The sequence below is a fragment of the Sphingomonas phyllosphaerae 5.2 genome, assembly GCF_000419605.1.
GTDB lineage: Bacteria > Pseudomonadota > Alphaproteobacteria > Sphingomonadales > Sphingomonadaceae > Sphingomonas > Sphingomonas phyllosphaerae_B.
In genome coordinates this window covers 2,934,710-2,959,730 of sequence record NZ_ATTI01000001.1, presented here as the reverse complement: position 1 = coordinate 2,959,730, position 25,021 = coordinate 2,934,710, and the positions used below count along the sequence as shown (strand labels likewise).

The window sequence follows — 25,021 nt, the reverse complement described above, 5'->3', positions numbered from 1 at the left end:
GGAAGATCAATAGGGAAGGTTACAGGCGGAACGACAGGCTCGCCACATAGGTGCGGCCGTTCTTGTAGAAGGCCGACGGACGATCGCGCGTGCTGCTATACTGCAGATAGGTCTCGTCCAGCAGGTTCTGCGCATTCACCGTGACCGAGATGTTGTTGGTCAGTTCCAGCGATGCGGAAGCGTCCAGCTGGTTGTACGGCGCCACCATCTCGAACGAGTTCAGGCGACCGATCGACCGGAAGTAGGACGAGCGGTAATTGTAGCTGAGACGCGCCTGGAACGGACCCTTTTCGAAGTAGGGGATCACGTTGACCGTGTGCTTCGAGAGGTACGGCAGATTGAGCGCACCGTCGACTCCGGGGATCACCTCGGTCGAGCTGTCCTGATAGGCATAGTTCGCCTGGATGCCGAACCCGCCCCAGATCTCCGCCTGACCGTTGACCAGCACGCCGTTGACCTTCGCCTTGCCGGCGTTGATCGGGCTGGACACGCGGTAGGTGTTGATGACCTTGCCCTGCAGGGAGTTGAAGAAGCTCTGGTTCGGGATCGACGTCGTTACGATGTAGTTGCTGATCTCGCGGCGATACAGTTCGAGCGACAGCAACGCACCGGCGCGCGGGTAGAATTCCGCCGTCACTTCGTAATTGGTCGATTCATACGGCTTCAGGTTCGGATTGCCGCCGCCGGCATCGAAGGTCACGTCGTTCTGCGAGATCGACGCGGCCAGATCCTGATAGCGCGGACGCGAGATGACCTTCGCCGCCGCACCGCGGACGATGAACTGCGGGCTGATCTCGTAAGCGACGTTGAAGGCCGGCAGGAACTTCAGATAATCGGTCGCGGTGCTGGTCGGGATCGGGATCGGATTGTCGTTTCCGGGGGTCGGCAGCGACAATGCATAGGAGGAGATGTCGCGCGTGTAGACGAGACGACCGCCCAGGTTGCCGCGCAGTCCGCCCTGATCGAAGTTCACCTGCACGTAGCTGGCCGCGGTGCGCTCCTCGACACGGGTCGAGGCACCGACCTTGTAGAACAGCGGCGTATTGATGCTGTTCGCCAGGATATCGATCACTGCCTCGCGCGACAGGTTGATGTACTTGGTGGCCGAACCCGACCCGCCCGAGCCGTCGAAGATGCCGTCCGGCGTCGTCGACGTCGCCACGCCGAGCTGCGAGCCGAGCAACGACGTGGCCAGGTAGCTGTTGACGCCGCGCGCGTCGATCTTGTTGACGTGATCGGTGATGCGCGCGCCGATCAGGATCTGCTTGAAGAAACCGTCGCCGATCGGCACCGTTGCGTCGAAGCCGCCGAAGATATCGCGGTCGGTGGTGACGCTATAATCCTGTCCGCCGATCTGCGCCGCGTTGAGCTGCGTGCCGTTCACGTTGAACGGGCGGCCTTCGATCGTGACCGGATTGTTGCTCGGGTTCGTGAAGTAGTTCGCCGGGTTGGTCGCATCACCCGTGAAGTCGACCTGTGCCGTGGTCGGCGTGATCGCGTAGCTGAACGGCAACTTGGTCTGCACGTTGAACAGATATTCCGGATTGCGACCACCCGATGCCCTGCTCCAGCCGCCGAGGAACGAAACCTTCGCGCCGTCGTCGCCTTCCCAGTCCGCGAAGAAGTTCAGATTGTCGGTCTTCAGCTTCGTGGCGCGCACCAGCGTGTCGAGCTGGGCGTTGCGCTGGCTGGTCGCCGCGCCGAAGGCGGCGTTGGTGACGACGCCGTTCGAGATCGTGGCGGATTGCAGGTCTGCCCCGCTCCACGCACCGGGGATGGTGTACATCGACTGGCTGTAGTTGTTGTAATTGCCGTTGATGTGCAGGCCGTTCAGGGTCAGCGTCAGGTTGCTGGCCGGGCGATACTGCACCGTGCCCGACACGCTGGTGCGCTCGCGCTGCTGCTGGAAATAGGCGTAGTTGATGCCGAACGGAGAGGCCGCCTTGTCGAGATCGGCAAGCGTGCCGCCGGTGATGACTGCATTCGGATTCTTCAGCACGCGCTGCCCGGCGCCGTTCGTCGTCATGAACGGACTGCCCGAGCCATCGGCATTGTCGTAGCCGAAGAATTCGACGCCCGCGCGGACCAGCTGCTGCTTGTCATAGGTCGCGGCGACCAGGACGCCGAACGTCTCGTCGTCGTTCTTCCAGCTGTACAGGCCCGAGCCGCGGATGCTGCCCTTTTCCGCGCGGTCGTTGTAGGTGTAGCCGCCCGACGCGAACAACGAGTTCGCCTTCAGTTCCAGCGGACGACGCGTCCGCACGATCACGGTGCCGCCGAGGCTGCCGTCTTCCAGGCGCGCTTCCGGCGACTTGTATACTTCGAGGCGGTCGACGAGCTCGGGAGCGAGCAACGAATAGTTGAAGGTACGGCTGGACGGGTCGTTGTCGTTGCCGCCCCAATCGGCCGAGGCGAGCGCGTGGCCGTCGAGCAGCATGCGGTTCAGCGCCGGATCGGTGCCGAGGATGGCGACCTTCTCGCCCTCGCCGAAACGGCGGTCGATCGACACGCCGGGGATGTGCGCCAGCGACTCCGCGACGTTGCGGTCGGGGAACTTGCCGATGTCTTCGGCCGAGATCGAATCGACGACGGCGTTGGCGTTGCGCTTCAGCTCGATCGCCTGACGCAGGCTGCCGGCGTAACCGGTGACGACGATGTCTTCGCCGGTGGTGTCCGATGCGGCTTCGCTGGGCGGCGTCGTAGCGGGCGGGGTGGTCTGCTGCGCGTATGCGGTGCCGGTGAAGCCGAGCAGCGCGGTGGAAACCAGCATGTAACGACGCAGGCGCATATTAAATCCCCTCATGAATGCACGTGGAGGTGCATTTCCGCAGTGCCGCACCGGCGGAAGAGGGCACCGCTCGGCGCTTCTCGTCTCAATCGGTCCGTAGTTGGTCTTATAACCCAAATCGGTCCGGAGCGGCATGGAAAGTTACGGGAAGGTTTCATTCACAAAACCAAATTTCGCTTTTGCGTGGGACTGTGGCCTTTTCGCTACATACTCCTGACCGGAGAGCGTGCCGGTAAAATACGCCGGGCATCGGCTTGCACGTTGTCCGCGGCACGGGGTTTGGTTACGGTTTGCCGTGCCTTTACCCGTCGCGTTCGTCGGGAGCGGCGGCGTGGAGGGATGTGGATGGCCTTTTCGGATGAGGTGGGACGGTTTCGCCCAGGCAATTCGGCGCCGCTCTACCTCCAGTTGCAGCAGGTGATCCGCGATGCGATCGACGGCGGGATACTGAACCACGGCGACGCGATCCCGGCCGAGCGCGACCTGGCGACCGAATATGAGGTGTCGCGCATCACCGTGCGCAAGGCGATCGGTGGTCTGGTCGAGGACGGGCTGCTGACGCGCCGCCGCGGCGCGGGGACGTTCGTCGCCGGGCGGGTCGAGAAGAGCTTCTCCAAGCTGTCGTCCTTTTCCGAGGACATGGCGGCGCGCGGCAAGACCGCGTCCAGCAAGTGGATCAGCCGCATCGCCAGCACCGTCAGCCCGGAAGAGAGCATGGCGCTGGGTCTGTCGCCGGGTGCGCCGGTGTTCCGTTTCCAGCGCATCCGCCACGCCGACAACGAGCCGATGGCGTTCGAGATGTCCGCGATCGCGGGTTATTGCCTGCCTTCCGCAGATGCGGTCGGCGACTCGCTCTACAGCGCGCTCGACAAGGCGGGCAGCCGGCCGGTGCGCGCGCTGCAGCGGCTGCGTGCGGTGCCGTTCGGCCCGGAACACGCCAAGATGCTGGGGGTGGATGCCGGCCACGCCGGGCTGTTGATCGAGCGGCGCGGCTTTCGTCGCGACGGGCGCGCAGTGGAGTTCACGCGCTCCTATTACCGCGGCGATGCCTACGACTTCGTGGCGGAGCTTTCCGACCTGTAGGTCTGATCGTCATCCGCGCCGCGGCGGGATGACGATCAGACCGTCAGTGTTCCCGTATCGGCGACCAGCAGGTGCAGCGTCCCGTCGGCGGGACGCGCGACCGCGCGCACGCCCAGCGTCCGAAGTGCCGCCTCGTCGACGGCTTCGTTCACAAGCGCCACGCGGACGCGGCCCGGATGGATGCTCGCCGTGTGGACGTTGGCCTTGCCGCCGAGCGCCACGAGCGCCGCCGGGGACAGCGCCACGGGCGCTTCCGCCACCCGGTCCGCAGCCGCGACCGCGGCGACCTCGATCCCGCCGGCCGCCAGCGCATCGCGGATCTCGACCGCGACGACGTCGGCGATCGGGCCGAGGACGACCTGCAACGCCGTCGCCGAGGGGCGGATCAATCCACGCGCGCCGAGCGCCTTCAGGGCGGCCTCGTCCACCGCCTGCTGATCGCGGACGTTCAGCCGCAGGCGGGTGGTGCACGCGCCGACCTCGATCAGGTTCGCGGCGCCGCCCAGCGCACGTGCGAAGGCGGCGCCGCGCTCGCCGGCTGCGACGACCGTAGGCGCACCCGCCTCGACGGTTTCGCGCCCCGGTGTCTTCAGGTCGAACCGTGCGATGAAGAAGCGGAACAGCCCGTAATAGAGCGCGAAATACACCGCACCGACCGGGAGCAGCAGCAGCGGCCGCGTCGCGCGATTGAAGTTCAGCACATAGTCGAGCAGCCCGGCGGAGAAGCCGAAGCCCAGCTTTACGCCCAAGGCGTCCATCAACGCCATCGACACCCCGGTCAGCACGGCATGGACCGCGTAGAGAAGCGGTGCGAGGAACATGAAGCTGAATTCGATCGGCTCGGTCACCCCGGTCAGTGCGGAGGTGAGCGCGAGGCTGAACAGCATGCCGCCGATCGCCTTGCGCCGCTCCGGCAACGCGGCGTGGTACATCGCGAGGCAGGCGGCGGGCAGGCCGAACATCATGACCGGGAAGAAGCCGGCCATGAACGCGCCCGCGCCGGGATCGCCCGCGAAGAAGCGGCGAAGATCGCCGGTGGTGCCGTGATAGTCGCCCATCACGAACCACACGATGTTGTTGAGCAGATGGTGCAGCCCGGTGACGAGCAGCAGCCGGTTGAGCAACCCGAACAGGAACAGCCCGGCGCCACCGGAGGCGGCGATGCCCCAGCTCAGCTGGTCGATGCCGCTTGAGATCGACGCGAATCCCGTACCGATGACCACGGCGAGCACCAGCCCGGCAAGCCCGCTGACGATCGGCACAAAGCGGCGTCCGCCGAAGAAGGCGAGATATTCGGGCAGCTTGATCGTGGAGAAACGGTTGTAGAACAGCCCGCCGACCAGCCCGGAGATGATCCCGGCCGGTACGTCCAGCCGCGCGATCGCCTTCGCCTTCCACGCCGCGGTGGCGAGCTCGGCAGCGGCGCCGGTCAGCCCGGCGCTCGTCTCCGGCGGGACGACCAGCAGCACCTTTGCCGCCTCGGTCGCGACCAGGAAGCAGACGACGCCCGCCAGGCAGGCCGCGCCGTTCCCGTCGCGCGCGAAGCCGGTCGCGACGCCGATCGCGAACAGCAATCCGAGGTGCGAGAAGATCGCGTCGCCCGCCGCGCTGACGAACGCGATGTCGAGCAGGTCGGGCTGGCCGAGGCGCAGCAGCAGCCCTGCGATCGGCAGCACCGCGATCGGCAGCATCAATGCGCGGCCCAGCGGCTGGAGCGTGCCCAGGATCGACTTCATCGCGCAAACTCCCGTGCGAGGCGGCGGACGGCGGCGGCGTCCGGGCAGGCGAGCGCGGCGCGTGCATGATCGCGCGCGGCGCGCAGATCGAGCTCGCGGACGAGCGCCTTGATCTCCGGCACCGCCGCGGGCGCGACCGACAATTCGGTGACGCCGAGCCCGAGCAGGATCGGCACCGCCAGCGGATCGGAGGCGAGGCTGCCGCACACGCCGGTCCAGCGCCCGCGCAGGCCGCTCCCACGCACCGTTTCGGCGATCAGGCGCAGCACCGCCGGGTGCAATCCGTCGAGCGCGCAGGCGACGGCCGGATTCCCGCGGTCCATCGCCAGCGTATATTGGGTGAGGTCGTTGGTGCCGATCGACAGGAAATCCGCCTCGGCGGCCAACAGGTCGGCGCCGATCGCGGCGGCAGGCGTCTCGACCATCACGCCCAGCTCGACGTCGCGCGCGCCGCCGGTCAGCCGGTCGAGCACCGCGCGAACGCGGAGCAATTCGTCGACCCCCGCGATCATCGGCACCATGATCCGGCACCGGCCGAGCGGGCGCACCGCCAGGATCGCGCGCAGCTGGTCCTCGAGGATGTCCGGGTGCGCGAGCGCGACGCGGATGCCGCGCAGACCGAGCGCGGGATTTTCCTCCGCCGCGATCGGCAGATAGGGCGCGGGCTTGTCGCCGCCGATGTCGAGCAGACGGACGATCAGCGGACGCCCGTCGAGCGCATCGACGACCGCCTGATAGTCGGCGGTCTGCTCGGCGACGTCCGGGGCGGTGTCGCGGTCGAGGAACAGCAATTCGGTGCGGAGCAGGCCGCAGCCTTCGGCGCCGTTGCGCACCGCGAGCTCGGCATCGGCAGCCGACCCGCAATTGGCGAACAGCTCGATCCGCATGCCGTCGAGAGTGCGGCAGTCCTCGCCGGCGCGCGCCAGCGCCTCGGTCCGCCGGGTGGCGGCCGCGGCGACGCGGCCGTGCGCGTCGTCGAGCGTCGCGGCGTCTGGGGTCGCGTGCAGCAGCCCGCCGCTCGCGTCGAGGATCACCTGCGCACCGACCGGCACCGCACGCAGCGCCTCGCCCAGCGCGACCAGCATCGGCACGCCGCGCGCGGCGGCGAGGATCGCGACGTGCGAGGTCGGGCCACCGCGTACCACCGCGAGACCGGCCACCCGATCGAGGTCGAGCGCCATGAATTGCGACGGCAGCAGGTCGTCGGCGACGAGGATCGCGCCATCGGGCAGCGCCACGATGCTGTCCGCGACACCCATCAACCGCGCGATCAGCTGGCGTTCGAGATCGCGCATGTCGTCGGCGCGCTCGGCGAGCCGCGGGTCGCCGCCGGCACGCAGCGCATCCGCCTGCGGGCGGATCGCAGCGCGCCACGCGAACGCCGCGCTGTGCCCGCGGGCGATCGCGGCACGGGCCGCGTCGAGCAATGCGTCGTCGCCGAGCATCGACGCGTGCGCGTCCAGGATCGCGCGCGCGGGGCCGCTTGCCGCAGCGGAGCGGGCGGCGAGGTCAGCCGACAGCGCGGTGCACGCCGTGGCGAACGCCGCTTCCTCGGCGGCGATGCCGCAGCCGTCCGTCGGTACGTCGAGATCCTGCACGTCCCAGCGCGCAACCGGGCCGATCGCGAGGCCGGGTGCAGCGGTGACGCCGGCGATCGCGCCGTCGGGCACGGTTGCCGGGGCCGGGGCCGCGGGGGCGGGGCGGGCGGTGGCGGGCGCTTCCTCGATACCGTGCAGGATCAGCTCGGCAATCGCGGCGACCGCCTGCTCGGCCTGCGCGCCGGTCGCCGCGATCGTCAGCCGATCCTCTTTCGCGACAATCAGCGACAGCAGCCCGATCGGGCTGGTCGCGGCAACCGGCGCCCCGTCCTTGGCGAGCGTTACTACCGCATCGAAGCGGCGCGCGGTCTCGGCGATACGCGCGGCGGGGCGGGCGTGGATGCCATGCGGCAGCGGCACGACGATCGTGCGGGTCGCGGCCGGACCATCGCTCGCCGCCTGCCGTCTCGCCGCATCCCGCGGGACGAGCGTCATGAACGCATCGCCGGTCGCGACGACCCCCGCGGTGGCGCGGGTCTCGATCGCGAACGCCTCGCCATTGGTGACGACGATCGGGGTCACCGCCGCGCGCGCCTCGCGCACGATCAGGTCCAGGTCGAAGCGGATCAGCGGCTGACCGCGCGTCACCTGCTCGTCGGCCGCGACCAGCATCTCGAACCCGCGCCCGCCCAGTGTCACCGTGTCCAGCCCGAGATGGATCAGCAGTTCCGCACCCTCGGCCGTCACCAGCGTGATCGCATGGCCGGTCGGCTGCACCGTCAGCACGCGGGCAGCGCACGGCGCGACCAGCACGTCGCCGGTCGGGTCGATCGCCAGGCCGTCGCCGAGCATCCGTTCGGCGAAGACCGCGTCGGGCACGTCGTCGAGCGTCCCGGCCCAGCCTGCGAGCGGTGCGGTCAGCGAGAGGGGGGCCATGGCGTCTCCGAACGAAGGAAGGTCAGGCAACCGGCCGGGCGCCGATCCAGGTGCTGGCAGGATACAGGTCGCGGGTCAGGATCGCCCAGTCGGCGCGCTTGCCCACCGCGAGCGTGCCGCGCTCGTCGGACAGGCCGAGGAACTCCGCCGGGCTGGTCGATGCCAGCGCCGCCGCCTGTTCCGGGGCAATCCCGAGCCGCGTCACGGCGCCGCGCACCGCGCCCGCCATGTCGAGGTCGGAGCCTGCCAGCGTCCCGTCGGCGCCGACGCAGCGACCGTCCTCGACGCGGATCGGCTTACCCTGCAGGACGAAATCCTTGTTCGCCGCGCCGACGCACGGCATCGCATCCGAAACCAGCATGAAGCGGTCCGCAGGGCGTGCGCGCAACGCGATGCGCAGCGCAGCGTCGTCGACATGGAAGCCGTCGACGATGATCCCGCACCACGCGCTGTCGTTGTCGAGCGCCGCGCCGACGACACCCGGCGCGCGATGCACGAGCGGCGACATCGCATTGAACAGATGTGTCACCCCGGTCGCGCCGGCTGCGAAGGCGGCGGTGGCGGTCGCATAGTCGGCGTCGGTATGCCCCAGGCACACGCGCACGCCCGCCGCCACCAGCGCGGCGATCTGCGCGGTCGTGACCCGCTCGGGCGCCAGCGTGACCATCACGCGTCCGCGGCGCGGCGTGGTCAGCAGCGTCAGCAATTCGTCGTCGAGCGGGCGGAAGCGCGCCGGATCGTGGATGCCCTTGCGCACGACGTTGATGACGGGGCCTTCGACATGGATGCCGACCACGCCGGGCACGCCGGCGTCGATAGCGGCGTCGACCGCGTCCAGCCCGCGCGCGATTACGTCGGGAGTGTCGCTGATCAGCGTCGGCATCGTCGCGGTGCTGCCGTAACGGACATGCGCGGCGGCGATCGCGGCAACGCCCGCAACGGTCGGCGTGTCGTTGAACAGCACGCCACCGCCGCCGTTCACCTGCGTGTCGATGAAGCCGGGCATCACCCAGCCGCCGTCGAGGTCGATCGCGTCGTCGGCTGCCCCGGGCGTGATCGCCGCGATGATCTCGCCCTCGATGCCGATCGTCGCGGCCGACAGCGTGCCGAGCGGCGTGACGATATGGCCGTTGATGAAGCTGTGCAGCGTCATAGCGTGCGGGTGACCTTGCTCAGGTGGCGGGGCGAATCGGGGTCCAGCCCGCGCGCGACCGACAGTGCGTTGGCCATGCGATAGAAACTCTGGATCGTCAGGATCGGCTCGATCGCAGGATGGTCGGCGAGCGCGGGCGGATGACTCGCCCCGTCGGCAAGCGCATCGGCCAGCGCGACGCGGGCGCCGCGCCCGGCGAACTCGGCTGCGGCCTCACGCACGCCGTCACCGGCGCTGTCGGAGGTGGCGAAGGCCAGCAGCGGGAAACCCTCGTTGACGATCGCCATCGGCCCGTGGCGAACTTCGGCGGCGCTGAAGGCCTCCGCGTGGAGCGCACAGGTTTCCTTGAGCTTCAGCGCCGCCTCCTGCGCGACGCCGAAGCCGAGTCCACGCCCGATCACGAACAGGTTGCTGGCGTCGGTCAGCATCGTGACGACGTCGCTCCAGTCCAGCGCCCACGCGGTGGCGAGCCGATCCGGCAGGCGCGCGACCGCGTCGCGCAAGGCGTCGTCATCCGCCCATTCGGCGACCAGCAGCGCCAAAGCGGCGAGCGCGGTGATATAGGATTTGGTCGCTGCCACGGATTTCTCCGGGCCGGCCATCAACGGGACCAATGTGTCGGCGGCTTCGGCGAGCGGCGAGGTCGCATCGTTGACCAGCGCGACGATCCGCGCGCCCGCGGCCTTCTGTGCGGCGACCGTGGCGAGCAGGTCGGGGCTGCGCCCGCTCTGCGAGATCGCGATGCACAGCGGCGCGACCGGCGTCTTCACCGCCGATTCGTAGACCGATGCCACCGACGGTGCGGCGGAGGCGACCGGCACGCCGACCGCCGTCTCGATCAGATATTTGCCGTAGGTGGCAGCATGATCCGAGGAGCCGCGGGCGCAGGTGACGACCACCGCCGGCGGCGTCGCGCGAAGCTCCTGCGCGAGCGACTGGAGCGTGGCGCGGTTCGCGGCGATCATGCGCGCAACCGCAGCAGCGGATTCGCCCGCTTCCGCGAACATCAACGTCTGGTCGGCGTTGTCGGGCATGATCTAATGTGGTCCCCTCACGATGGCGCGACCATGATGTGCCGCTTCCCTCGGAAAAGCTTAAGTCTTAAATTGGTATTGTTCAAGTCCGCCAGGCAGAAAGCAGCGCGGCCAGCGCGCTGACGCTTTTCACGTCGGCAGCCTTCGCTGTCGCCGCGACGAAGCCGAAGCGGAGCAGCTCCGGGTCCTGTTCCCCGCTCGACGTGCGGCACGAGGCGTGGACCTCGCGTACCCCCGTCGCCAGGATCGCCGGCAATGTCGTCGTAGCGACGCCGCTGCCTGCCAGGACGACGATTCGCGTGCCCGCATGCCCGACCAGCCGAGTCAGCATCGCCAGCGCGTCGGCAGCGTGTGGCGCGCCGCCGGAGGTCAGGATGCGATCGAACCCCAACTCCACCGCAGTGTCGAGCGCGGCGGGAAGATCGGGAGCCAGATCGAAGGCGCGGTGCAGGGTGAGCGACAACGGGCGGCCGCGCGCGGTGCCCAGCTCGCGCGCGAGCGTGATCCACTGCGCCAGCGCCGCCGTGTCGAGCCGTCCGTCGGGGCCGCTCGCGCCGATCACCACCCCGGCCAGACCGGCGTCGGCCGCGGTCCGGATATCGTCGGCGACCAGCGCGCGCTCGGCAGCGTCATAGGCGAAGCCGCCCGCGCGCGGGCGGGCGAGCAGGTGAACCGGCAGCGGCGCCAGCGCGGCGGCGCGGACCAGCGAGGCGGGCGGGGTCAGCCCGCCGACATCGAGCGCGGCGCATAATTCGATACGATGCGCGCCCCCGGCGACCGCCGCGGCGATGCCGCGCACGTCCTCGACGCAGACCTCGAGCAATCGTTCGGTCATGCCGCGAACAGCGACGGGGCCGTCAACACGCTCGTCCGCCCGGTCGCGTCGGTTACGGCATAGGTGAAGCCGGGCAGCAGGCAGAACGCGCCAACGTCGCCGCGCGGATCGAGGGCGAGGAAGCCGACCTGCACCCCCTTGATGGCATCGCCGCGCAGCCGTGCGATGTGACGGACCACCTCTTCGCACGCCTTTTGCGGCGACAGCCCGGCGCGCATCGACGCAACCACGCGCGCAGTGCCCGAGACACGCGTCACTTCCTCGCCCAGCCCGGTCGAGGTCGCGCCGCCGATGCCGCGCTCGACGTATAGGCCGGCGCCGACCTGCGGCGAGTCGCCGACGCGGCCGCGCATCTTGAACGCCATGCCCGATGTCGTGCACGCGCCCGCCATTCGCCCCGCGCGGTCGCGCGCCAGCAGCCCGATCGTGTCGTGGTCGAGCGCGCCCCCGGGGGTGACGTGGCGCGGCCCGCCATACGTGCCGGTTTCGCTGTTCGCGGCCGGACTGTAATGCGCGGTCTTCAGCCAGTCGCGCCACGCCTGCTCCGCCTCGGGCGTCAGCAGGTTCCGGGTCGTAAACCCCTGATCGCGCGCAAAGCGTGTCGCGCCTTCGCCGACCAGCAGCGTGTGGGGCGTGCGCTCCATCACCCGTCGCGCGACCGAGATCGCGTGGATGGTATCCTCCAGCGCGGCGACCGCGCCGACCCCGCCGGCATCGTCCATGATGACGGCATCGAGCGTGACGTGTCCGTCGCGATCGGGATAGCCGCTATAGCCGACCGAATGATTGGCCGGATCGGCCTCCGGCACCTTCGCCCCCGCCTCGACCGCATCGAGCAAGCTGCCGCCCGCCTTCATTGCCGCGAAGGCGGCGTCGTTGGCGGCGGCACCGAAATCCCAGGTGGAGACGATCATCGCCCCCTTCGCCGGTGCCGGACGCGCCGCCAGCGGTGCCGCAGCGCCCAGCGCGGCCAGACCGGTCAACACCGACCGTCGATTTGTCATGCGATCTCTCCGCCGCCTTCCATGTTGGCGATTACCATGCACACTCCGCGGCCGGTCGCCAATGCAAACCGGCATTGGTCATGCTACTGGTTCCATAAAGGTTTGGATTCCACACACGACAAAGGCCGCGGGGCGATCACGCTCCACGGCCTTTGTCCCGATGCCGTCAAACCGTCAGGTCACGACGGCCGACAGGCTGTCAGCGCTGCGGTGCGCGGCGGGCGAGCACCACTACCATCGCGAGTGTGCCCAGCGCCCCGAGTGCGCCCACGCCGATCACCATGATGCTTGGTACGTCCATTATCCTCTCCCTGCCGCGTCATGGCGGCTTTTCATTATGTGCGTGGGAGAGTGGACCGAAGCGGGTGCCGCCGCAACCTTCTTGTCGCGGCGGCAGCATTGTTGCGCGAAACGCTATTCCAGATCGCTCTCGCTGACGACGATCGGCACTGCATCCGCGTTGCGCGCCAGCGCCGACAGCGCGGCATCGATGATCGTGTCGGAGAAGCGATTGAACGTGTCGAGCGCGTCGCCGTCGGGCGCATCCCCGCTCAACGCCTCCAGCACGTCATACTGGACCGCGAACTCATAATCGTCGCCGTCCGCCTCGGCACTGAATTCCACCTGTCGCTCGTCGATGTTGTCGAGCAGGGTGCTGTTGTCGATTTCGAGCCGGTCGGCAGCCATGCCATTTTTCCTTCACGTGAGTGTCGAGCCAAGAAGACAGAAGGCGCGATGATGTTCCCGAGCGCGTCGCACGCAGCGTAGCGAAGACGGTTATCGGCGGCCGGATCGGGTCGGGTCGAGCGCGGGTACGAGGCGCGCGGCATCGGCGGGCTCGATCCCGGGGCGGGGGGCGGGGGGCAGCCGCTCGTCGCCGCGGATCGCGCGGCCGGCGCGCTGGATCGCCTCGATCAACCGCGGGTAGATGCCGCAGCGGCAGATGTTGGTGATCGCCGCAGCGATCGCCGCTTCGCTGGGCGCAGGATCGTGCTTGAGCAGCGCCGCCGCGGCCATGGTGATGCCGGGGATGCAATATCCACATTGCGGCACGTTGCCGGCAATCAGCGCCAGCTGCACCGGATGGGCGCGCTCCCGCGACAACCCCTCGATCGTGGTGACGAACGCGCCTTCCGCCGCCTTCAGCGTCAGCTGGCACGATCGCACCGCGCGTCCGTCGACATCGACGGTGCAGGCGCCGCAGCTGCCGGTCCCACAGCCGTATTTGGTGCCGGTCAAATTCGATGCGTCGCGCAGCGCCCACAGGAGCGGCGTATCGGGCGCCATCCGGTATTCGACGGCCTCGTTATTGACGGTCAGGCGGGTCATGCCGCCGTCCTAGGCCGCCGCCTGCGCGGCAACAAGCGGGGTGATCAGCCGTCGCGGCGGCGATAGGCGTGCTGCATGTTGTTGATCCAGCCCGCGCTCGGCCTGGGGCCGGTGACGCCACGGTCGCGGTGCTTGCGCGCCTCCGCCAGATCGATCGCGCCCTCGACGAAGTGCAAACCCGCCAGCGTCGTGGAGGTCCACATCACCTCCGCCGGCAGCTCCAGCAGCGTGCCCATCGTGACGGCGACCTGATCGCCCTGATTCAGTTCACCGGGGTTCTCGATACATGCCCCCGTCGCCGACAGATTGCGCACGCGCACCTCCACCGAGCGGCCGGCATGGTCGATCCGCGCGTAGAGGATGACGCTGGCGCGCGGTTCACGTGGCGGGGAATCGGACATCGCAGGTTCTTCTTAGCATGCAGAGCAAAACGCGCGTTAATGACGTTGCACCCATTGTGCACCCGTTGGCTCGAAAAAACCGCTGATCTACGTAAGATCGGTTGCCACTCGCGGGCGGGTTGCCATATCGCGAGGTGATGGATCCGCAACCTGCTTCGAAAGACGCGCTTCTTCCGGAGCATCGGGAGCTCACGCCGTGCGATCGTGAGCCTATCCACCTGTCGGGCGCCGTGCAGCCGCATGGCATCATGCTCGTCGCCGATCCCAAGACGATGCGGGTCGTGGCCGGTGCGGGCGCGATCGAGGACGTGCTGACGCCCGAGTGGCTGGGGCGCGATCTGTCGGAGCTTCTGGCGCAGGACGTCGCGGCACTGGCCGATGCGGCGCCGATGGGACCCGGGGGTACGGTGCTGGCGGCGCCGGTCGCCGGGCTGGACGTGGCGCTGCACCGGTCCGGTCCGTGGCTGATCGCCGAGCTGGAGCCGGCCGGCGAGGAGACGCGCTCGGCCGCCGCGACGCTCGGTTGGCTCGACGCGATCACCGCCGGGTTCGAGCGGGCGGGTACGCTGAAGGCGCTGTGCGAACGCGCCGCCACGGCATTTCGGGCGCTCACCGGGTTCGATCGCGTGATGATCTATCGCTTTCTCGACGACGAAGCGGGCTGCGTGGTCGGCGAGGACCGCGATCCCGCCTTGTCCTCGTTCCTCCACCACCATTTCCCCGCGACCGACATTCCGCGGCAGGCGCGTGCGCTTTACGTGCGCAACCGCACGCGCGTGATCCCCGACGTCCACTACGTGCCCGCGCCGCTGCGCCCTGCCGGGTTTGAGGGCGTGGACCTGAGCGACGTCGCGATCCGCAGCGTCTCGCCGGTGCACGTCGAGTATCTGCAAAACATGGGCGTGGAAGCCTCGGCGTCGATCTCGATCGTGAAGGACGGGCTGTTGTGGGGACTGGTCGCCTGTCACAACATGACGCCCAAGACGATGTCGCGCAGCATCCGCGCTGCCGCCGCGGCGATGGCCGGCGCGCTGGCGCGGCAGATCCTGGCGAAGGAAGAGGCGGAGGCGTATCGCGGCCGGCTGGCGCTGCGCAGCGAGGAGGATGCGCTACGCCCGCTGCTGTTCCAGGATGCGGACCTGCTCAAGATCCTCGGTCGGCGTGTCGAGGAGGTGCGCCGGATGCTCGATGCGGATGGTCTGGTGCTGATCCGCGACCAGACCGTTATCGCCAGCGGCGTCGTTCCGGCTGACGAGGACGTGCTCGATCTGGTTCGCGCACTGTCGTTACGCGAGGAAGCGATGCCGTTCGCGACACGCGAACTGGCGGCCGAATGGCACGGTGCGCGGTCGTTCGGCGCGATCACGGGGGTGCTCGCGCTCCGCATCGACGATCGCCACGTGATGATGTGGCTGCGGGTCGAGCAGATCGAGGAAATCGAGTGGGCCGGCAATCCACACAAGGCGGTGCCGCACGATCCCGACGTCACGCTCCACCCGCGCGCCTCCTTCGAATCGTGGCACGAGACGGTACGCGGGCGTGCGCGGCGCTGGACCCTGGAGCAGATCGAAGGCGTCGGTCGCCTGCGCCGGTTGTTGCGCGAGGCGCGGGCCTCCAACGAATTGCGGCGGCTGAACCAGGAACTGGAGCGCGCCAGCGCCGACAAGGACGCGTTGCTGGTGCAGAAGGACCTGCTGATGCGCGAGGTCGATCACCGCGTGCAGAACAGCCTGCAACTTGTGTCGTCGTTCCTTGCGATCCAGGCGCGTGATGCGGGCCCGGGCGCCGTGGCCGACCAGCTACGTGAAGCACGCTCGCGGCTCTCCGCGGTCGCGCTGGTGCACCGTCGCCTCTACAGCGACGACCAGATCGAGACCATCGACCTCAGCCGCTATATCGGCGAGTTGATCGAGGACATGAAGGCGTCGCTGGGCGACGAATGGGGGCGGCACATGTCGTTGTCGCTTGCGCCCGTTCTGATCCCCACGGATCGCGCCGTGAACATCGGGCTGATCGCCGCCGAACTGGTCATCAACGCCACCAAATACGCGTATCCCGCGCAGGATGGCGGGCCGATCGAGATCGTGCTGGAGCAATATCGCAACCGGCTGCGGTTGATCGTCGCCGACCAGGGCGTCGGCAAGAAGGGCGATGGCGAGGGCTTCGGCAGCCGGATGATGCGCGCCGTCATCCAGCGGATCGACGGGCAGGTCGAATATCTCGACAACCGCCCCGGTCTGCGCGCCGTGCTGACTGCGCCGATCGAGGCGGATTGAGCGCTCAGGCGCCGGCGGCGTCCGCGTAGAGCGCGAAGGTCGCCAGCGCGCCCGCCACCATCCGCCCTGTCCAGTCCGCGTCCCGGCCCGCGGCCGCGTCGTCGAGTGCGGCGCGGATCGCGCGCCACTGGCCGGGCGCATGAACCGCGCCGAGATAGCCGCGCGGAGACCCGTCCGGCACCTGCCGTGCCAACAGCGCACCGCCGAGCCGCGACCCCTCCACCACGTAGAGCACGCCCCACAATGTCGCGGCGTCACCGCCGGGCGTGAAGGGCAACGGCGCGGGCATGTCGGCGTCCAGCGCGGCGAGATCGGCGGTGAGCGACGGCGTGCGCGTCGGCAACGTGGCGGCGAACGGCAGCGCCGCCATCACGCGCTCGGCGGCCGGCAATGCGCGCGCGTGCGCCAGCAGGAAGGCGCGATACGCCGCGGTCGAGGACAGATCGTGCGCGCCGAAGGCGGCGTCGACCTGCTCGTGCGCCGGGCCGGTGGCGTCGCGCAGCATCGTCATGGCGGTCACGACGATCAGTCCAGCCCGCGATCCAGGAAGCGTTCCGCCACAGCGCAGTGCATCGCGACGCCGGTCGCCATTACCTGCTCGTCGATCGTCATTCGCGTGTTGTGGAGCGGTGGATTGGTGCGCCAGTCGCTGTCGGGCGCGGCGACGCCCATGAACGCCATTGCGCCTGGCACCTCGCGCAGCACGTAGCTGAAATCCTCGCCACCCATGATCGGCGCGGACATCGTCGTCCAGCCGCTCGCACCCGGCACCTCGCCGGCCAATTCGCGCAGCACGCGCGTGGCGCGCGGGTCGTTCATCGTCACCGGATAGCCTTCCTCGATCGAGGTCTCGGCGACGCAGCCGTGCGCGGTGGCGATCCCTTGCGCAACCTGATGGAAGGCCGCGCGCATCGCGCTGCGCGTGCTCTCCGACAGGGTACGAAGCGTCCCCATCAGCTTCACTTCGCCGGGAATGATGTTGTGCGACGAACCGGCGTGGATCTGCGTGATCGTCAGCACCGCCGGATCGGCGACCGGCACGCGTCGGGCGACATGCTGTTGCAGCGCAGTGACGATTGCGCAGGCGACCGGGATCGGATCGATCGCGTCGTGCGGCATCGCGGCGTGCCCGCCCGTGCCGCGGATCGTCGCCAGTACCGTGTCGGTCGAGGCGAGCATCGCGCCCTCGCGGCCGACGAACGTTCCCGCCGGTGCGTTCGGCAGGATGTGCAGCGCGAACGCCGCCTCCGGCCGGGCGATGTCGAGCAGGCCATCGGCGATCATGTGCCGTGCGCCGTGATGGCCTTCCTCGCCGGGCTGGAACATGAAGACGATCGTCCCCGACAGCTCTTCGCGACGCGCGCACAGCGCTTTGGCGGCGCCGGCCAGCATCGCGGTATGCGCGTCATGTCCGCAGGCGTGCATCGCGCCGGGGATGGTGGAGGCAAACGGCAGCCCGGTCTCCTCGGTCATCGGCAGCGCATCCATGTCGCCGCGCAGCAGCACCGTGCGCCCGTTCGATGCGCCGCCGCCACCGCGCCCGCCGCGCAGGATCGCGATGAAGCCGGTGGTGCTGGTGCTGTCGCGGATTTCCAGCGGCAGCCCGGCGAGCGCCGCCTTGGCCTTCGCTGTAGTCAGCGGGCAGTGCAGCCCGACCTCCGGCTCGGAATGGATCGCGCGGCGCAGCGCGATGACGTCGGCCAGTTCGGTGGCGACGATCGCGCTCCAGTCGGTTCGGGTGGCGAGCGTGCTGGTCATGGGCGGACTCCTTTGGTCGCTCCTGTAACCGATCCGTCATGGAGGCGGAAGCGCGTCAGGGCGCGCGACGTGCCGTGGTGATGCGGATCGCGGGCGCCAGCATCTGCCCCTTCATGGCGCCGTCGCCCAGCGTCGGCGAGGTGGGCGCGAGCAGGATCGTGCGGATGACGTCCATCCCCTCCAGCACGCGTCCGAACGCGGCGAAGCCGGGCTGGCCGGCGGTGGCGTCCATCGACGGCAAATCGCCGACGACGACGAAGAAGTCGCCGCTGGCGGTGCCGGGCGCGGCCATCGCCATCGAGATCGTGCCGTCGGTGTGACTGAGCCCGGTCTGCGTCGTCGGTTCGTGCTTGATCGCCGGCAACGTGCGCGCGCGATCGTTGCGGGTGCCGAACTGGACGAGGCCGAAGCCGTTCGCGACCTTCACCGCGCGATAGAAGGAGACGCCGTCCAGCTTCTTGCCGTCGACGAATTTCAGGAAGTTGGCGGCGGTGACGGGTGCGGCGCGCGAGTCGACGCCGATCACGATCGGTCCTGCCGCGGTGGTCAGCACCACGCGGGTCAACGTCGCGGGGGTGGGGGCCGTTGCGGGAGCCGCGGGGGGCGGGGGCGGGGTCGGCGCGACCTGCGGTGTGGCGAGCAGCAGCGCGAGCAGCGGCGCGATCATGCCGCGACCCGCCGGGCGTGCGCGATCATCACCGGCAAGGTCACGGCCGTGGCGCCGGTCAATTGCAGGATATAGCGCCCGGGTGCGAGCTTGAAGTCGACCATCTTGCGGATGCCGGTGCACGACGGTCCATGTCCATGCGCCATGGCCGGCAGCGAACGACCGGCGCGCACCACGTCGATCCACGCCGGGCCACCCAGTGCGACGCGGTAGGTGCCGGGCCGCGTGACCTGGAACAACGCCATGCCGCCGGAACTGCTCGGCTCCGCGATGCGCGTGGGGGTAACGGCCGGGGTCAGGCGATCGAACGACACCAGCCGCAGCTCGGCGGCGCGACCGACGACCAGCACCGGCGCGCTGCGTGTGCCGGCGCCGGCATCCAGTGGGGTGCGGACGCTCCACCCCTCGAACCCCACCGGGAAGGCAGGGCGGATCGTCGCGCATGCCGCGTCGGAGGCCGGCTGCTCCTGCGGCGCGGGCGGGGGCGCGGCGGCGATCAGCAGCGGCAGCAGCAGGGCAAGGGTCATCTTCGCGCTCCAGGACATCCGCGCATTCTATCCCGAGCGCGGTCGCTCCACCAGCCCGCGGTTGCGACACGCAGCAACCAAGCACCGGCTTGCCGGGTTGAGCGCAGGCAGCCATCATCTGCCACGAGGGAGATCGACGATGACCGACAACAGGAACGACATGGGCCGCGCTGCCGCCGACGCAGCGCAGAAAGCCACCGACCAGATCCGCCAGTCGGGGCAGCACATGATGGAAAGCGGATCGACGATCAGCACCAAGATCCTCGATCAGGTCGAGACGAACACCCAACAGGCATTCGCCGCGATGCGCGCCGCGGCGCAGGCCAAGGACCTGTCGCAGGTCATGCAGATCCAGAGCGACTATCTGCAGACACAGGGCCAGCGATCGATGGAGCAGGCGCGCGAGATCGGCCAGCTCATCATGCAGTTCGGCCGCGCGGCAGTGGCACCGGGCAATTCGGGTGACCCCTCCGCCTGAGCCCGGCCAGATCTCGCGGGCGGCGGGTTCGCCGTCCGCGATGTCGTCACGCAGTGGGGCGGGGGCGATGCGCCAGTACCAGCAGGTCGTGCGCCCGTCCGGCGCCGTCGCGTACATGATCGCAAAGCCGCGCCTCCGCGACGAAGCCCAGACCTTCGAACAGCGCCAGCGTGCCCGTCTGATCCGCGGTCATCGCCACGGTGAGCTTCGCTACGTCGCGCGCGTCGGCGATCTGCATCACCGCCTGCAACAAGTCGCCGCCCAGCCCGCTGCCACGCCGATCCGGGGCGACGAGCAACCGGATCTCGCCGACATGGGCGCTCCAGCTCAGCGGATCGCGGACCAGCGCCGCCGTGCCGACCAGCGCGCCCTCATCCTCGGCGACCAGCCCGTCGATCCAGCCATCAGCGATCGCGGCCAGCCACGCCGCGATCACGCGCGGCTGGCGCAGGTCGCGGCCGAGGAACAGCAGGTCGTGCTCCGGCAGGCCGCGCGCGAACGCCTGCATCGGTAACCGGTCGCGCTCTTCGAAACGGCGTATGCGATGTTGCGGCATGCTCGCGTTCCTCACCATCGATCGGCCATCGTCGGCGCGCACGACGCGGCGGTCAACCCGCTGCGGGCTTCGGCCCCTGATCGGTGACGTCGAGCAGCGAGTCGCCGCCCAAGGTACGGTAAAGCGTGACGAGATTGGTCGCCCGCACCAGCTGCGTCTGCACCAGCGTGCGTTGCGCCGAATACAATTGCCGCTGCGCATCGAGCGACGTCAGATAGGTGTCGATCCCGCCACGGTACCGCGCGTTGGTCAGGTTCAGCGTGTCGACAGCCGCGGTGTAGAAGCGCTGGTTGGCGGCGAGCTGTTCGGTGATCGTACCGCGCCGCGCGAGCGCATCCGACACCTCGCGGAACGCACTCTGGATCGTCTGCTCGTAGGTGGCGAGCGCCGCATCGCGCTGCGCCACGCTGTACTCGACCCCGGCGCGGCCGGCGCCGGCGCGGAAGATCGGATAGCTGGCGCTGGGGGCGACCGACCAGTTGAAGGCATCGCCGGTGAACAATGTGCGCAGCGCCGTGCTCGCGAAGCCGACCAGCCCGGTCAGCGTGATGCGCGGGAACAGCGCCGCGCGTGCGGCGCCGATTTCAGCATTGAAGGCGCGGAGCGAATATTCCGCCTGCACCACGTCGGGGCGGCGGAGCAGCACGCCGGAGTCGATTCCGGCCGGCAGTTCGCCGATCGTCCGGGCGGCCTGTTCGATACCGCCCGGCAGCAGCGCCGGATCGACCGGCGCGCCGACCAGCAACTGGATCACGTTGACGTCCTGCGCCAGCAACGTGCGCTGTTCGGCGAGATCGGCTTCTGCGGTGGCGAGTATCTGTTCGGCCTGGCGCACGTCGGTCCGCGGTGCGACACCGCCGCGACGGCGCGCATCGGTCAGCCGCACGCTGTTGCGGGCTGCGACCGCGGTCTGCTCGGCGACGGTCAGCAGGCTCTTGTCGGCGGCATAGCTGAGCCACGCGGTGGCGAGATCGCCGATCAGTGTCAGCCGCGTCGCGCGGGCGGCGGCTTCCTGCGCGAAATAGCGCGACAGCGCCGCTCCGGTCAGCGAGCGGACACGACCGAACAGGTCGATCTCGAATGCTGTCACGCCGACCTGCGCCTGGAACGTGCTGTTCGCGCCGGAGACCACGGTCGTACCGGTGCCGCCCGTACCCGTGCCGACACCGCTTCCGCCTAAACCGGTGCCGCCCGTGTTGCCGGTTCCAGTCCCAGACCCAGTGCCCGCTCCGGTGCCGGTGTTGATACCGGTGTTCACGCCGGATCGGCTGCTCTCACGGTAGCTGTAATTGCCGCTCGCGTTGATCTGCGGGAACAGGTCGCCGCGCTGGATGCGATATTGCGCGCGGGTCGCCTCGATATTCGCCACCGCGACGCGGAGGTCGCGATTGTTGGCGAGCGACTGGTCGATCAGCGTCTGCAGACGCGGATCGCGGAAAATGTCGCGATAGGTGACGCTGGGCAACGCCGCCTCGCTTCGGCGCAGATAGGCGTCGCCGACCGGCCATGACGACTGCACCGGGGGAGCGGGGCGGACATAGGTTGGCGCGAGCGAGCAGCCGGCCAATGCGGCCGAGGCAGACAGGATGGCGAACAGGCGGATCATCATGCCCCCTCTGGCGCTGGCAGCGCGGGCTTTTCGATCGGGCGCGGCAGTTGCCTGGGCGCGTCGGGCGCCGCGGCGGAGCCGTGACCGCCCCCATGATCGTCGCCGTGATCGTCGCCGTTATCGTCGGGGCTGGGGTCGGCACCGCGGCGCAGGCCCCTCCACCCGTCGCGGAACCCGCGGCGGACCAGCACGAAGAACAGCGGAATATAGAAGACCGCCAGCACCGTCGCTGTCACCATCCCGCCGATCACGGACGTGCCAATCGCGATGCGGCTGTTGGCGCCCGCGCCGGTCGAGATCGCCAGCGGGAGCACGCCGAAGATGAACGCGAGGCTGGTCATCAGGATCGGGCGCAGCCGGATGCGCGCTGCCGACAATGCGGCATCGATGACGCGCTTGCCCTTCTTCTCCTCCTGTTCGGCGAACTCGATCATCAGGATCGCGTTCTTCGCGGCCAGCCCCATCGTCGTCAGCAGACCGATCTGGAGATAGACGTCGTTGACCAGTCCGCGCAGCGTCGTGAACAGGATCGCCCCGATCAACCCGAGCGGAATGACCAGCAGCACCGCGAACGGGATCGACCAGCTTTCGTAAAGCGCGGCGAGGCAGAGAAAGACGACGAGGATCGACAGACCGTAGAGCAGCGGCGCCTGTCCCGACGACAGCCGTTCCTGGAACGACAGCCCGGCCCACGACACGCTGGTGCCCGGGATCTGCGCCGCCAGTTCCTCGATCCGCGTCATCGCGTCGCCCGAGCTCTTGCCGGCGGCGGCGGCGCCCTGCAATTCGAACGACGGGATGCCGTTGAAGCGCGACAGCGTGACGGGTGCCTGGCTCCAGCCGATCTGCGCGAACGCGGCAAAGGGGACCATCTGCCCGCCCGATCCGCGTACGAACCACTGGTTCAGGTCGGTCGGTGCGGCGCGATAGGGTGCGTCGCCTTGCACGAACACGCGCTTCACACGGCCGCGATCGACGAAGTCGTTGACGTAGCGACCGCCCCACGCGGTCGATAGCGTGGTGTTCACATCGGCCTGCGTCAGCCCGAACGCCGCGAGCTTCTGCTGGTCGACGTCGATCTTCAGCGTGGCGACATCGGGCAGCTCGGTCAGGCGCACGGAAGCCAGCGCCGGATCGGCGTTGGCTGCGGCGAGCAGCTTGTCCTTGGCGGCGCCAAACTTCTCGGCGCTCATGCCGCTGGAATTCTGCAATTCCATCGTGAAGCCGTTCGATTGCCCCAGCCCGCGCACGGCCGGCGGCACCAGCGCGAAGACACGCGCGTCGCGAAGCCCCCGGAACGCCGCCGAGGCACGCGCGACGATCGAATCCGCGGTGTTTTCCTTGCCCGCGCGATCATCCCATGGGGCGAGGTTGACGAAGCCCTGGCCGGTGTTCTGACCACTGGCGCCGCCACCGCCGCCGCCGCTGACCGTGAACATCGTGCGGACGTTCTTGCCCTCGCTGGTGGCGAGATAATCCTCGACCTTGTGCTGCACTTCCTCGGTACGTGCGCGGGTGGCGCCGGCCGGCAGCTGGAACTGGACGATAGCCGCGCCCTGATCCTCGGTCGGCAGGAAGCCGGTCGGCATCCGCAGGAAGAGCACCGCCAGCAACGCAACGGTAAGCAGGTAGATCAGCAGGAACAGCGCCTTGCGATCGATCACGCGCCGCACGCCCGCGACGTAGCGCGCCACGCCGCGATCGAAGGTGTCGTTGAAGCCGTCGCGCGCGCGCTCCAGCACATGCGCGACGCGCGGCAGCTTGCGGCCGACCCAGCTTTCCTCGATCGGATCGCCATGTTCGTCGTGCGTCTGCTTCAGCAACGTCGCGGTCAGCGCCGGCGACAGGATCACCGCGACCAGCACCGACAGCACCATCGCCGACACGATCGTCAGCGAGAACTGGCGATAGATCACGCCGGTCGATCCGCCGAAGAACGCCATCGGCATGAATACCGCCGACAGGACCAGCGCAATCGCGACCAGCGCGACCGTGATCTCCTTCATGGATTCGATCGTCGCCTCGCGCGGGGTCATGCCGGGGTTTTCCTCCAGCAGCCGCTCGACGTTCTCGACCACGACGATCGCGTCGTCCACCAGCAGGCCGATCGCGAGCACGAGCCCGAACAGCGTCAGCGTGTTGATCGAGAAGCCCGCGACATAGAAGACCGCGAACGTGCCGAGCAGGACGACCGGAACCGCAATCGCGGGCACCAGCGTCGCGCGCCAGCTTTGCAGGAAGACGAACATGACGATGACGACCAGGATGATCGCCTCGATCAGCGTCTTGACCACTTCTTCGATCGACAGCTTGATGAAGTCGGTGGTGTCGTTGGCGAAAGCGTAGGTCAGCCCCGCCGGGAAGCCCTTCGCCGCCTGCGCGACCTGCGCCTTCACCAGCTCGGCGGTCTTGAGCGCGTCGGCGCCGGGCGCGAGCAGCACCGCGATGCCGGCACCCGGGTGGCGGTTGACGCGGCTGAACGCATTGTAGCTCTCCGCGCCCAATTCGATCCGCGCCACGTCGGAGAGGCGAACGGTGCCGCCATCCTGTGCGGTCTTGAGGATGATCTGCGCGAACTGCGCCGGGGTCTGAAGCCGCGACTGCGCGGTGACCACCGCGTTCAGCATCTGCGACGACGGCATCGGTTGCCCGCCGATCTCGCCGGCCGCCACTTCGGTGTTCTGGTTCTGGATCGCGGTGACGACGTCGCCGGGCATTAGCTGGAAGCTGTTGAGCCGCGCAGGGTCGAGCCAGATCCGCATCGCATATTGCGAGCCGAACACGTTGGTGTCGCCCACGCCCTGGGTACGTCCGAGCGGATCCTGAAGGTTGGAGACGAGATAGTCGGAGACGTCCTGGTTGGTCAGCTTGTCGGTGGTGTCATAGACGCCGACGATCAGCAGGAAGTCCGGGTTGGACTTGCGAACCACCAGCCCTTGTTGCTGCACCTGTTGCGGCAGGCGGCTGAGCGATTGCTGGACCTGATTCTGAACCTGCACCTGCGCGATGTCGGGATCGGTGCCCTTGTCGAAGGTCGCGGTGATCGTCACCGAGCCGCGGCTGGACGAGCTCGATTGAAAATAGAGCAACCCGTCGATGCCGGTCAGCTGCTGTTCGATCACCTGCGTGACGCTGTTCTGGATCGTCTGCGCATTCGCGCCGGGGAAGGTGGCGCGGATCGACACCTGCGGCGGCGCAACATCGGGATATTGCGCGATCGGCAGCGACAGGATCGCCCCGACGCCGGCCAGCATCACGATGATCGCCAGCACCCACGCGAAGATGGGCCGATCGATGAAGATACGCGACATGA

General features: G+C 68.8%; 20 protein-coding genes. 3 read left to right on the top strand and 17 right to left on the bottom strand.

Going from position 1 to position 25,021, the window contains the following annotated elements:
• Nucleotides 1–19 precede the first annotated feature (19 nt).
• Nucleotides 20–2,788 (bottom strand): TonB-dependent receptor, encoded by a 2,769-nt coding sequence (locus SPHPHY_RS0113955; protein WP_022687305.1) that lies wholly within the window; start codon nucleotides 2,786–2,788, stop codon nucleotides 20–22.
• A 345-nt stretch (nucleotides 2,789–3,133) separates the two neighbouring features.
• On the opposite strand from SPHPHY_RS0113955, the gene SPHPHY_RS0113950 reads away from it, so the two are divergent.
• Nucleotides 3,134–3,871 (top strand): GntR family transcriptional regulator, encoded by a 738-nt coding sequence (locus SPHPHY_RS0113950; RefSeq protein ID WP_028056925.1) that lies wholly within the window; start codon nucleotides 3,134–3,136, stop codon nucleotides 3,869–3,871.
• Nucleotides 3,872–3,906: 35 nt separating this feature from the next.
• Here the strand turns inward: SPHPHY_RS0113950 and nagE are convergent, their stop codons facing one another.
• The 9 genes from nagE to SPHPHY_RS0113900 form a co-directional block, all read right to left on the bottom strand.
• On the bottom strand, nucleotides 3,907–5,607 hold the full coding sequence (gene nagE / locus SPHPHY_RS0113945; protein ID WP_022687303.1) for an N-acetylglucosamine-specific PTS transporter subunit IIBC: 1,701 nt from the start codon (nucleotides 5,605–5,607) through the stop codon (nucleotides 3,907–3,909).
• Nucleotides 5,604–8,081, bottom strand: coding sequence for a phosphoenolpyruvate--protein phosphotransferase (gene ptsP / locus SPHPHY_RS0113940; RefSeq protein ID WP_022687302.1), 2,478 nt, complete (start codon nucleotides 8,079–8,081; stop codon nucleotides 5,604–5,606). The genes nagE and ptsP overlap by 4 nt, the downstream gene beginning before the upstream one ends.
• A gap of 22 nt (nucleotides 8,082–8,103) precedes the next feature.
• Nucleotides 8,104–9,234 carry an N-acetylglucosamine-6-phosphate deacetylase gene (gene nagA, locus SPHPHY_RS0113935; protein WP_022687301.1) on the bottom strand — a complete coding sequence of 377 codons (1,131 nt, stop codon included), beginning with the start codon at nucleotides 9,232–9,234 and terminating at the stop codon, nucleotides 8,104–8,106.
• Nucleotides 9,231–10,268, bottom strand: a complete 1,038-nt coding sequence (locus SPHPHY_RS0113930; RefSeq protein WP_022687300.1) for an SIS domain-containing protein — start codon at nucleotides 10,266–10,268, stop codon at nucleotides 9,231–9,233. The genes nagA and SPHPHY_RS0113930 overlap by 4 nt, the downstream gene beginning before the upstream one ends.
• Before the next feature lie 82 nt (nucleotides 10,269–10,350).
• Nucleotides 10,351–11,103: a copper homeostasis protein CutC gene (locus tag SPHPHY_RS0113925; protein ID WP_022687299.1), complete on the bottom strand. Its 753-nt coding sequence runs from the start codon at nucleotides 11,101–11,103 to the stop codon at nucleotides 10,351–10,353.
• Nucleotides 11,100–12,107, bottom strand: a complete 1,008-nt coding sequence (locus SPHPHY_RS0113920; protein WP_022687298.1) for a N(4)-(beta-N-acetylglucosaminyl)-L-asparaginase — start codon at nucleotides 12,105–12,107, stop codon at nucleotides 11,100–11,102. The genes SPHPHY_RS0113925 and SPHPHY_RS0113920 overlap by 4 nt, the downstream gene beginning before the upstream one ends.
• Before the next feature lie 414 nt (nucleotides 12,108–12,521).
• Nucleotides 12,522–12,794, bottom strand: coding sequence for a DUF1488 family protein (locus SPHPHY_RS0113910; protein WP_022687296.1), 273 nt, complete (start codon nucleotides 12,792–12,794; stop codon nucleotides 12,522–12,524).
• A 90-nt stretch (nucleotides 12,795–12,884) separates the two neighbouring features.
• Nucleotides 12,885–13,436 carry a (2Fe-2S)-binding protein gene (locus SPHPHY_RS0113905; protein WP_022687295.1) on the bottom strand — a complete coding sequence of 184 codons (552 nt, stop codon included), beginning with the start codon at nucleotides 13,434–13,436 and terminating at the stop codon, nucleotides 12,885–12,887.
• 44 nt (nucleotides 13,437–13,480) lie between these two features.
• A complete protein-coding gene (locus SPHPHY_RS0113900; RefSeq protein ID WP_022687294.1) occupies nucleotides 13,481–13,837 on the bottom strand; it encodes a PilZ domain-containing protein in 357 nt (118 codons plus the stop codon).
• A gap of 137 nt (nucleotides 13,838–13,974) precedes the next feature.
• On the opposite strand from SPHPHY_RS0113900, the gene SPHPHY_RS20220 reads away from it, so the two are divergent.
• Nucleotides 13,975–16,113, top strand: coding sequence for a histidine kinase dimerization/phosphoacceptor domain -containing protein (locus tag SPHPHY_RS20220; protein WP_022687293.1), 2,139 nt, complete (start codon nucleotides 13,975–13,977; stop codon nucleotides 16,111–16,113).
• 4 nt (nucleotides 16,114–16,117) lie between these two features.
• On the opposite strand, the gene SPHPHY_RS0113890 is transcribed toward SPHPHY_RS20220, so the two are convergent.
• From SPHPHY_RS0113890 to SPHPHY_RS0113875, 4 genes are read right to left on the bottom strand one after another with little or no spacing between them, the layout of a single operon-like run.
• Nucleotides 16,118–16,624 (bottom strand): biliverdin-producing heme oxygenase, encoded by a 507-nt coding sequence (locus SPHPHY_RS0113890; RefSeq protein WP_022687292.1) that lies wholly within the window; start codon nucleotides 16,622–16,624, stop codon nucleotides 16,118–16,120.
• A 14-nt stretch (nucleotides 16,625–16,638) separates the two neighbouring features.
• The gene (locus SPHPHY_RS0113885; RefSeq protein WP_022687291.1) at nucleotides 16,639–17,871 is read right to left on the bottom strand and encodes a M20 metallopeptidase family protein; all 1,233 of its coding nucleotides are present in this window, start codon (nucleotides 17,869–17,871) and stop codon (nucleotides 16,639–16,641) included.
• A gap of 55 nt (nucleotides 17,872–17,926) precedes the next feature.
• The gene (locus SPHPHY_RS0113880; protein WP_022687290.1) at nucleotides 17,927–18,538 is read right to left on the bottom strand and encodes a peptidylprolyl isomerase; all 612 of its coding nucleotides are present in this window, start codon (nucleotides 18,536–18,538) and stop codon (nucleotides 17,927–17,929) included.
• Complete coding sequence (locus tag SPHPHY_RS0113875; RefSeq protein WP_028056922.1) at nucleotides 18,535–19,065, bottom strand: hypothetical protein; 531 nt, start codon at nucleotides 19,063–19,065, stop codon at nucleotides 18,535–18,537. Before SPHPHY_RS0113875 ends, SPHPHY_RS0113880 begins: the two co-directional genes overlap by 4 nt.
• A 139-nt stretch (nucleotides 19,066–19,204) precedes the next feature.
• Between SPHPHY_RS0113875 and SPHPHY_RS20215 the strand changes: the two genes are divergently transcribed.
• A complete protein-coding gene (locus SPHPHY_RS20215) occupies nucleotides 19,205–19,543 on the top strand; it encodes a phasin family protein (protein ID WP_022687288.1) in 339 nt (112 codons plus the stop codon).
• A 46-nt stretch (nucleotides 19,544–19,589) separates the two neighbouring features.
• Here the strand turns inward: SPHPHY_RS20215 and SPHPHY_RS0113865 are convergent, their stop codons facing one another.
• From SPHPHY_RS0113865 to SPHPHY_RS0113855, 3 genes are read right to left on the bottom strand one after another with little or no spacing between them, the layout of a single operon-like run.
• Complete coding sequence (locus tag SPHPHY_RS0113865; protein ID WP_043130071.1) at nucleotides 19,590–20,099, bottom strand: GNAT family N-acetyltransferase; 510 nt, start codon at nucleotides 20,097–20,099, stop codon at nucleotides 19,590–19,592.
• Between the two features lie 52 nt (nucleotides 20,100–20,151).
• Nucleotides 20,152–21,705: an efflux transporter outer membrane subunit gene (locus tag SPHPHY_RS0113860; protein WP_043131237.1), complete on the bottom strand. Its 1,554-nt coding sequence runs from the start codon at nucleotides 21,703–21,705 to the stop codon at nucleotides 20,152–20,154.
• Nucleotides 21,705–25,019 (bottom strand): efflux RND transporter permease subunit, encoded by a 3,315-nt coding sequence (locus SPHPHY_RS0113855; RefSeq protein WP_022687285.1) that lies wholly within the window; start codon nucleotides 25,017–25,019, stop codon nucleotides 21,705–21,707. The genes SPHPHY_RS0113860 and SPHPHY_RS0113855 overlap by 1 nt, the downstream gene beginning before the upstream one ends.
• Nucleotides 25,020–25,021: the final 2 nt, after the last annotated feature.

Bases quoted from the DNA above. Each gene is read 5' to 3' on its own strand.
- ptsP (WP_022687302.1), bottom strand. From the start codon at position 8,081: ATGGCCCCCCTCTCGCTGACCGCACCGCTCGCAGGCTGGGCCGGGACG.
- nagE (WP_022687303.1), bottom strand. From the start codon at position 5,607: ATGAAGTCGATCCTGGGCACGCTCCAGCCGCTGGGCCGCGCATTGATG.
- SPHPHY_RS0113950 (WP_028056925.1), top strand. From the start codon at position 3,134: ATGGCCTTTTCGGATGAGGTGGGACGGTTTCGCCCAGGCAATTCGGCG.
- SPHPHY_RS0113875 (WP_028056922.1), bottom strand. From the start codon at position 19,065: ATGACCCTTGCCCTGCTGCTGCCGCTGCTGATCGCCGCCGCGCCCCCG.
- SPHPHY_RS0113920 (WP_022687298.1), bottom strand. From the start codon at position 12,107: ATGACAAATCGACGGTCGGTGTTGACCGGTCTGGCCGCGCTGGGCGCT.
- SPHPHY_RS0113880 (WP_022687290.1), bottom strand. From the start codon at position 18,538: ATGATCGCGCCGCTGCTCGCGCTGCTGCTCGCCACACCGCAGGTCGCG.
- SPHPHY_RS0113925 (WP_022687299.1), bottom strand. From the start codon at position 11,103: ATGACCGAACGATTGCTCGAGGTCTGCGTCGAGGACGTGCGCGGCATC.
- SPHPHY_RS0113955 (WP_022687305.1), bottom strand. From the start codon at position 2,788: ATGCGCCTGCGTCGTTACATGCTGGTTTCCACCGCGCTGCTCGGCTTC.
- SPHPHY_RS0113855 (WP_022687285.1), bottom strand. From the start codon at position 25,019: ATGTCGCGTATCTTCATCGATCGGCCCATCTTCGCGTGGGTGCTGGCG.
- SPHPHY_RS0113860 (WP_043131237.1), bottom strand. From the start codon at position 21,705: ATGATCCGCCTGTTCGCCATCCTGTCTGCCTCGGCCGCATTGGCCGGC.
- SPHPHY_RS20215 (WP_022687288.1), top strand. From the start codon at position 19,205: ATGACCGACAACAGGAACGACATGGGCCGCGCTGCCGCCGACGCAGCG.
- SPHPHY_RS0113890 (WP_022687292.1), bottom strand. From the start codon at position 16,624: ATGACGATGCTGCGCGACGCCACCGGCCCGGCGCACGAGCAGGTCGAC.
- SPHPHY_RS0113885 (WP_022687291.1), bottom strand. From the start codon at position 17,871: ATGACCAGCACGCTCGCCACCCGAACCGACTGGAGCGCGATCGTCGCC.
- SPHPHY_RS0113910 (WP_022687296.1), bottom strand. From the start codon at position 12,794: ATGGCTGCCGACCGGCTCGAAATCGACAACAGCACCCTGCTCGACAAC.
- SPHPHY_RS0113905 (WP_022687295.1), bottom strand. From the start codon at position 13,436: ATGACCCGCCTGACCGTCAATAACGAGGCCGTCGAATACCGGATGGCG.
- nagA (WP_022687301.1), bottom strand. From the start codon at position 9,234: ATGACGCTGCACAGCTTCATCAACGGCCATATCGTCACGCCGCTCGGC.
- SPHPHY_RS0113865 (WP_043130071.1), bottom strand. From the start codon at position 20,099: ATGCCGCAACATCGCATACGCCGTTTCGAAGAGCGCGACCGGTTACCG.
- SPHPHY_RS0113930 (WP_022687300.1), bottom strand. From the start codon at position 10,268: ATGCCCGACAACGCCGACCAGACGTTGATGTTCGCGGAAGCGGGCGAA.
- SPHPHY_RS0113900 (WP_022687294.1), bottom strand. From the start codon at position 13,837: ATGTCCGATTCCCCGCCACGTGAACCGCGCGCCAGCGTCATCCTCTAC.
- SPHPHY_RS20220 (WP_022687293.1), top strand. From the start codon at position 13,975: ATGGATCCGCAACCTGCTTCGAAAGACGCGCTTCTTCCGGAGCATCGG.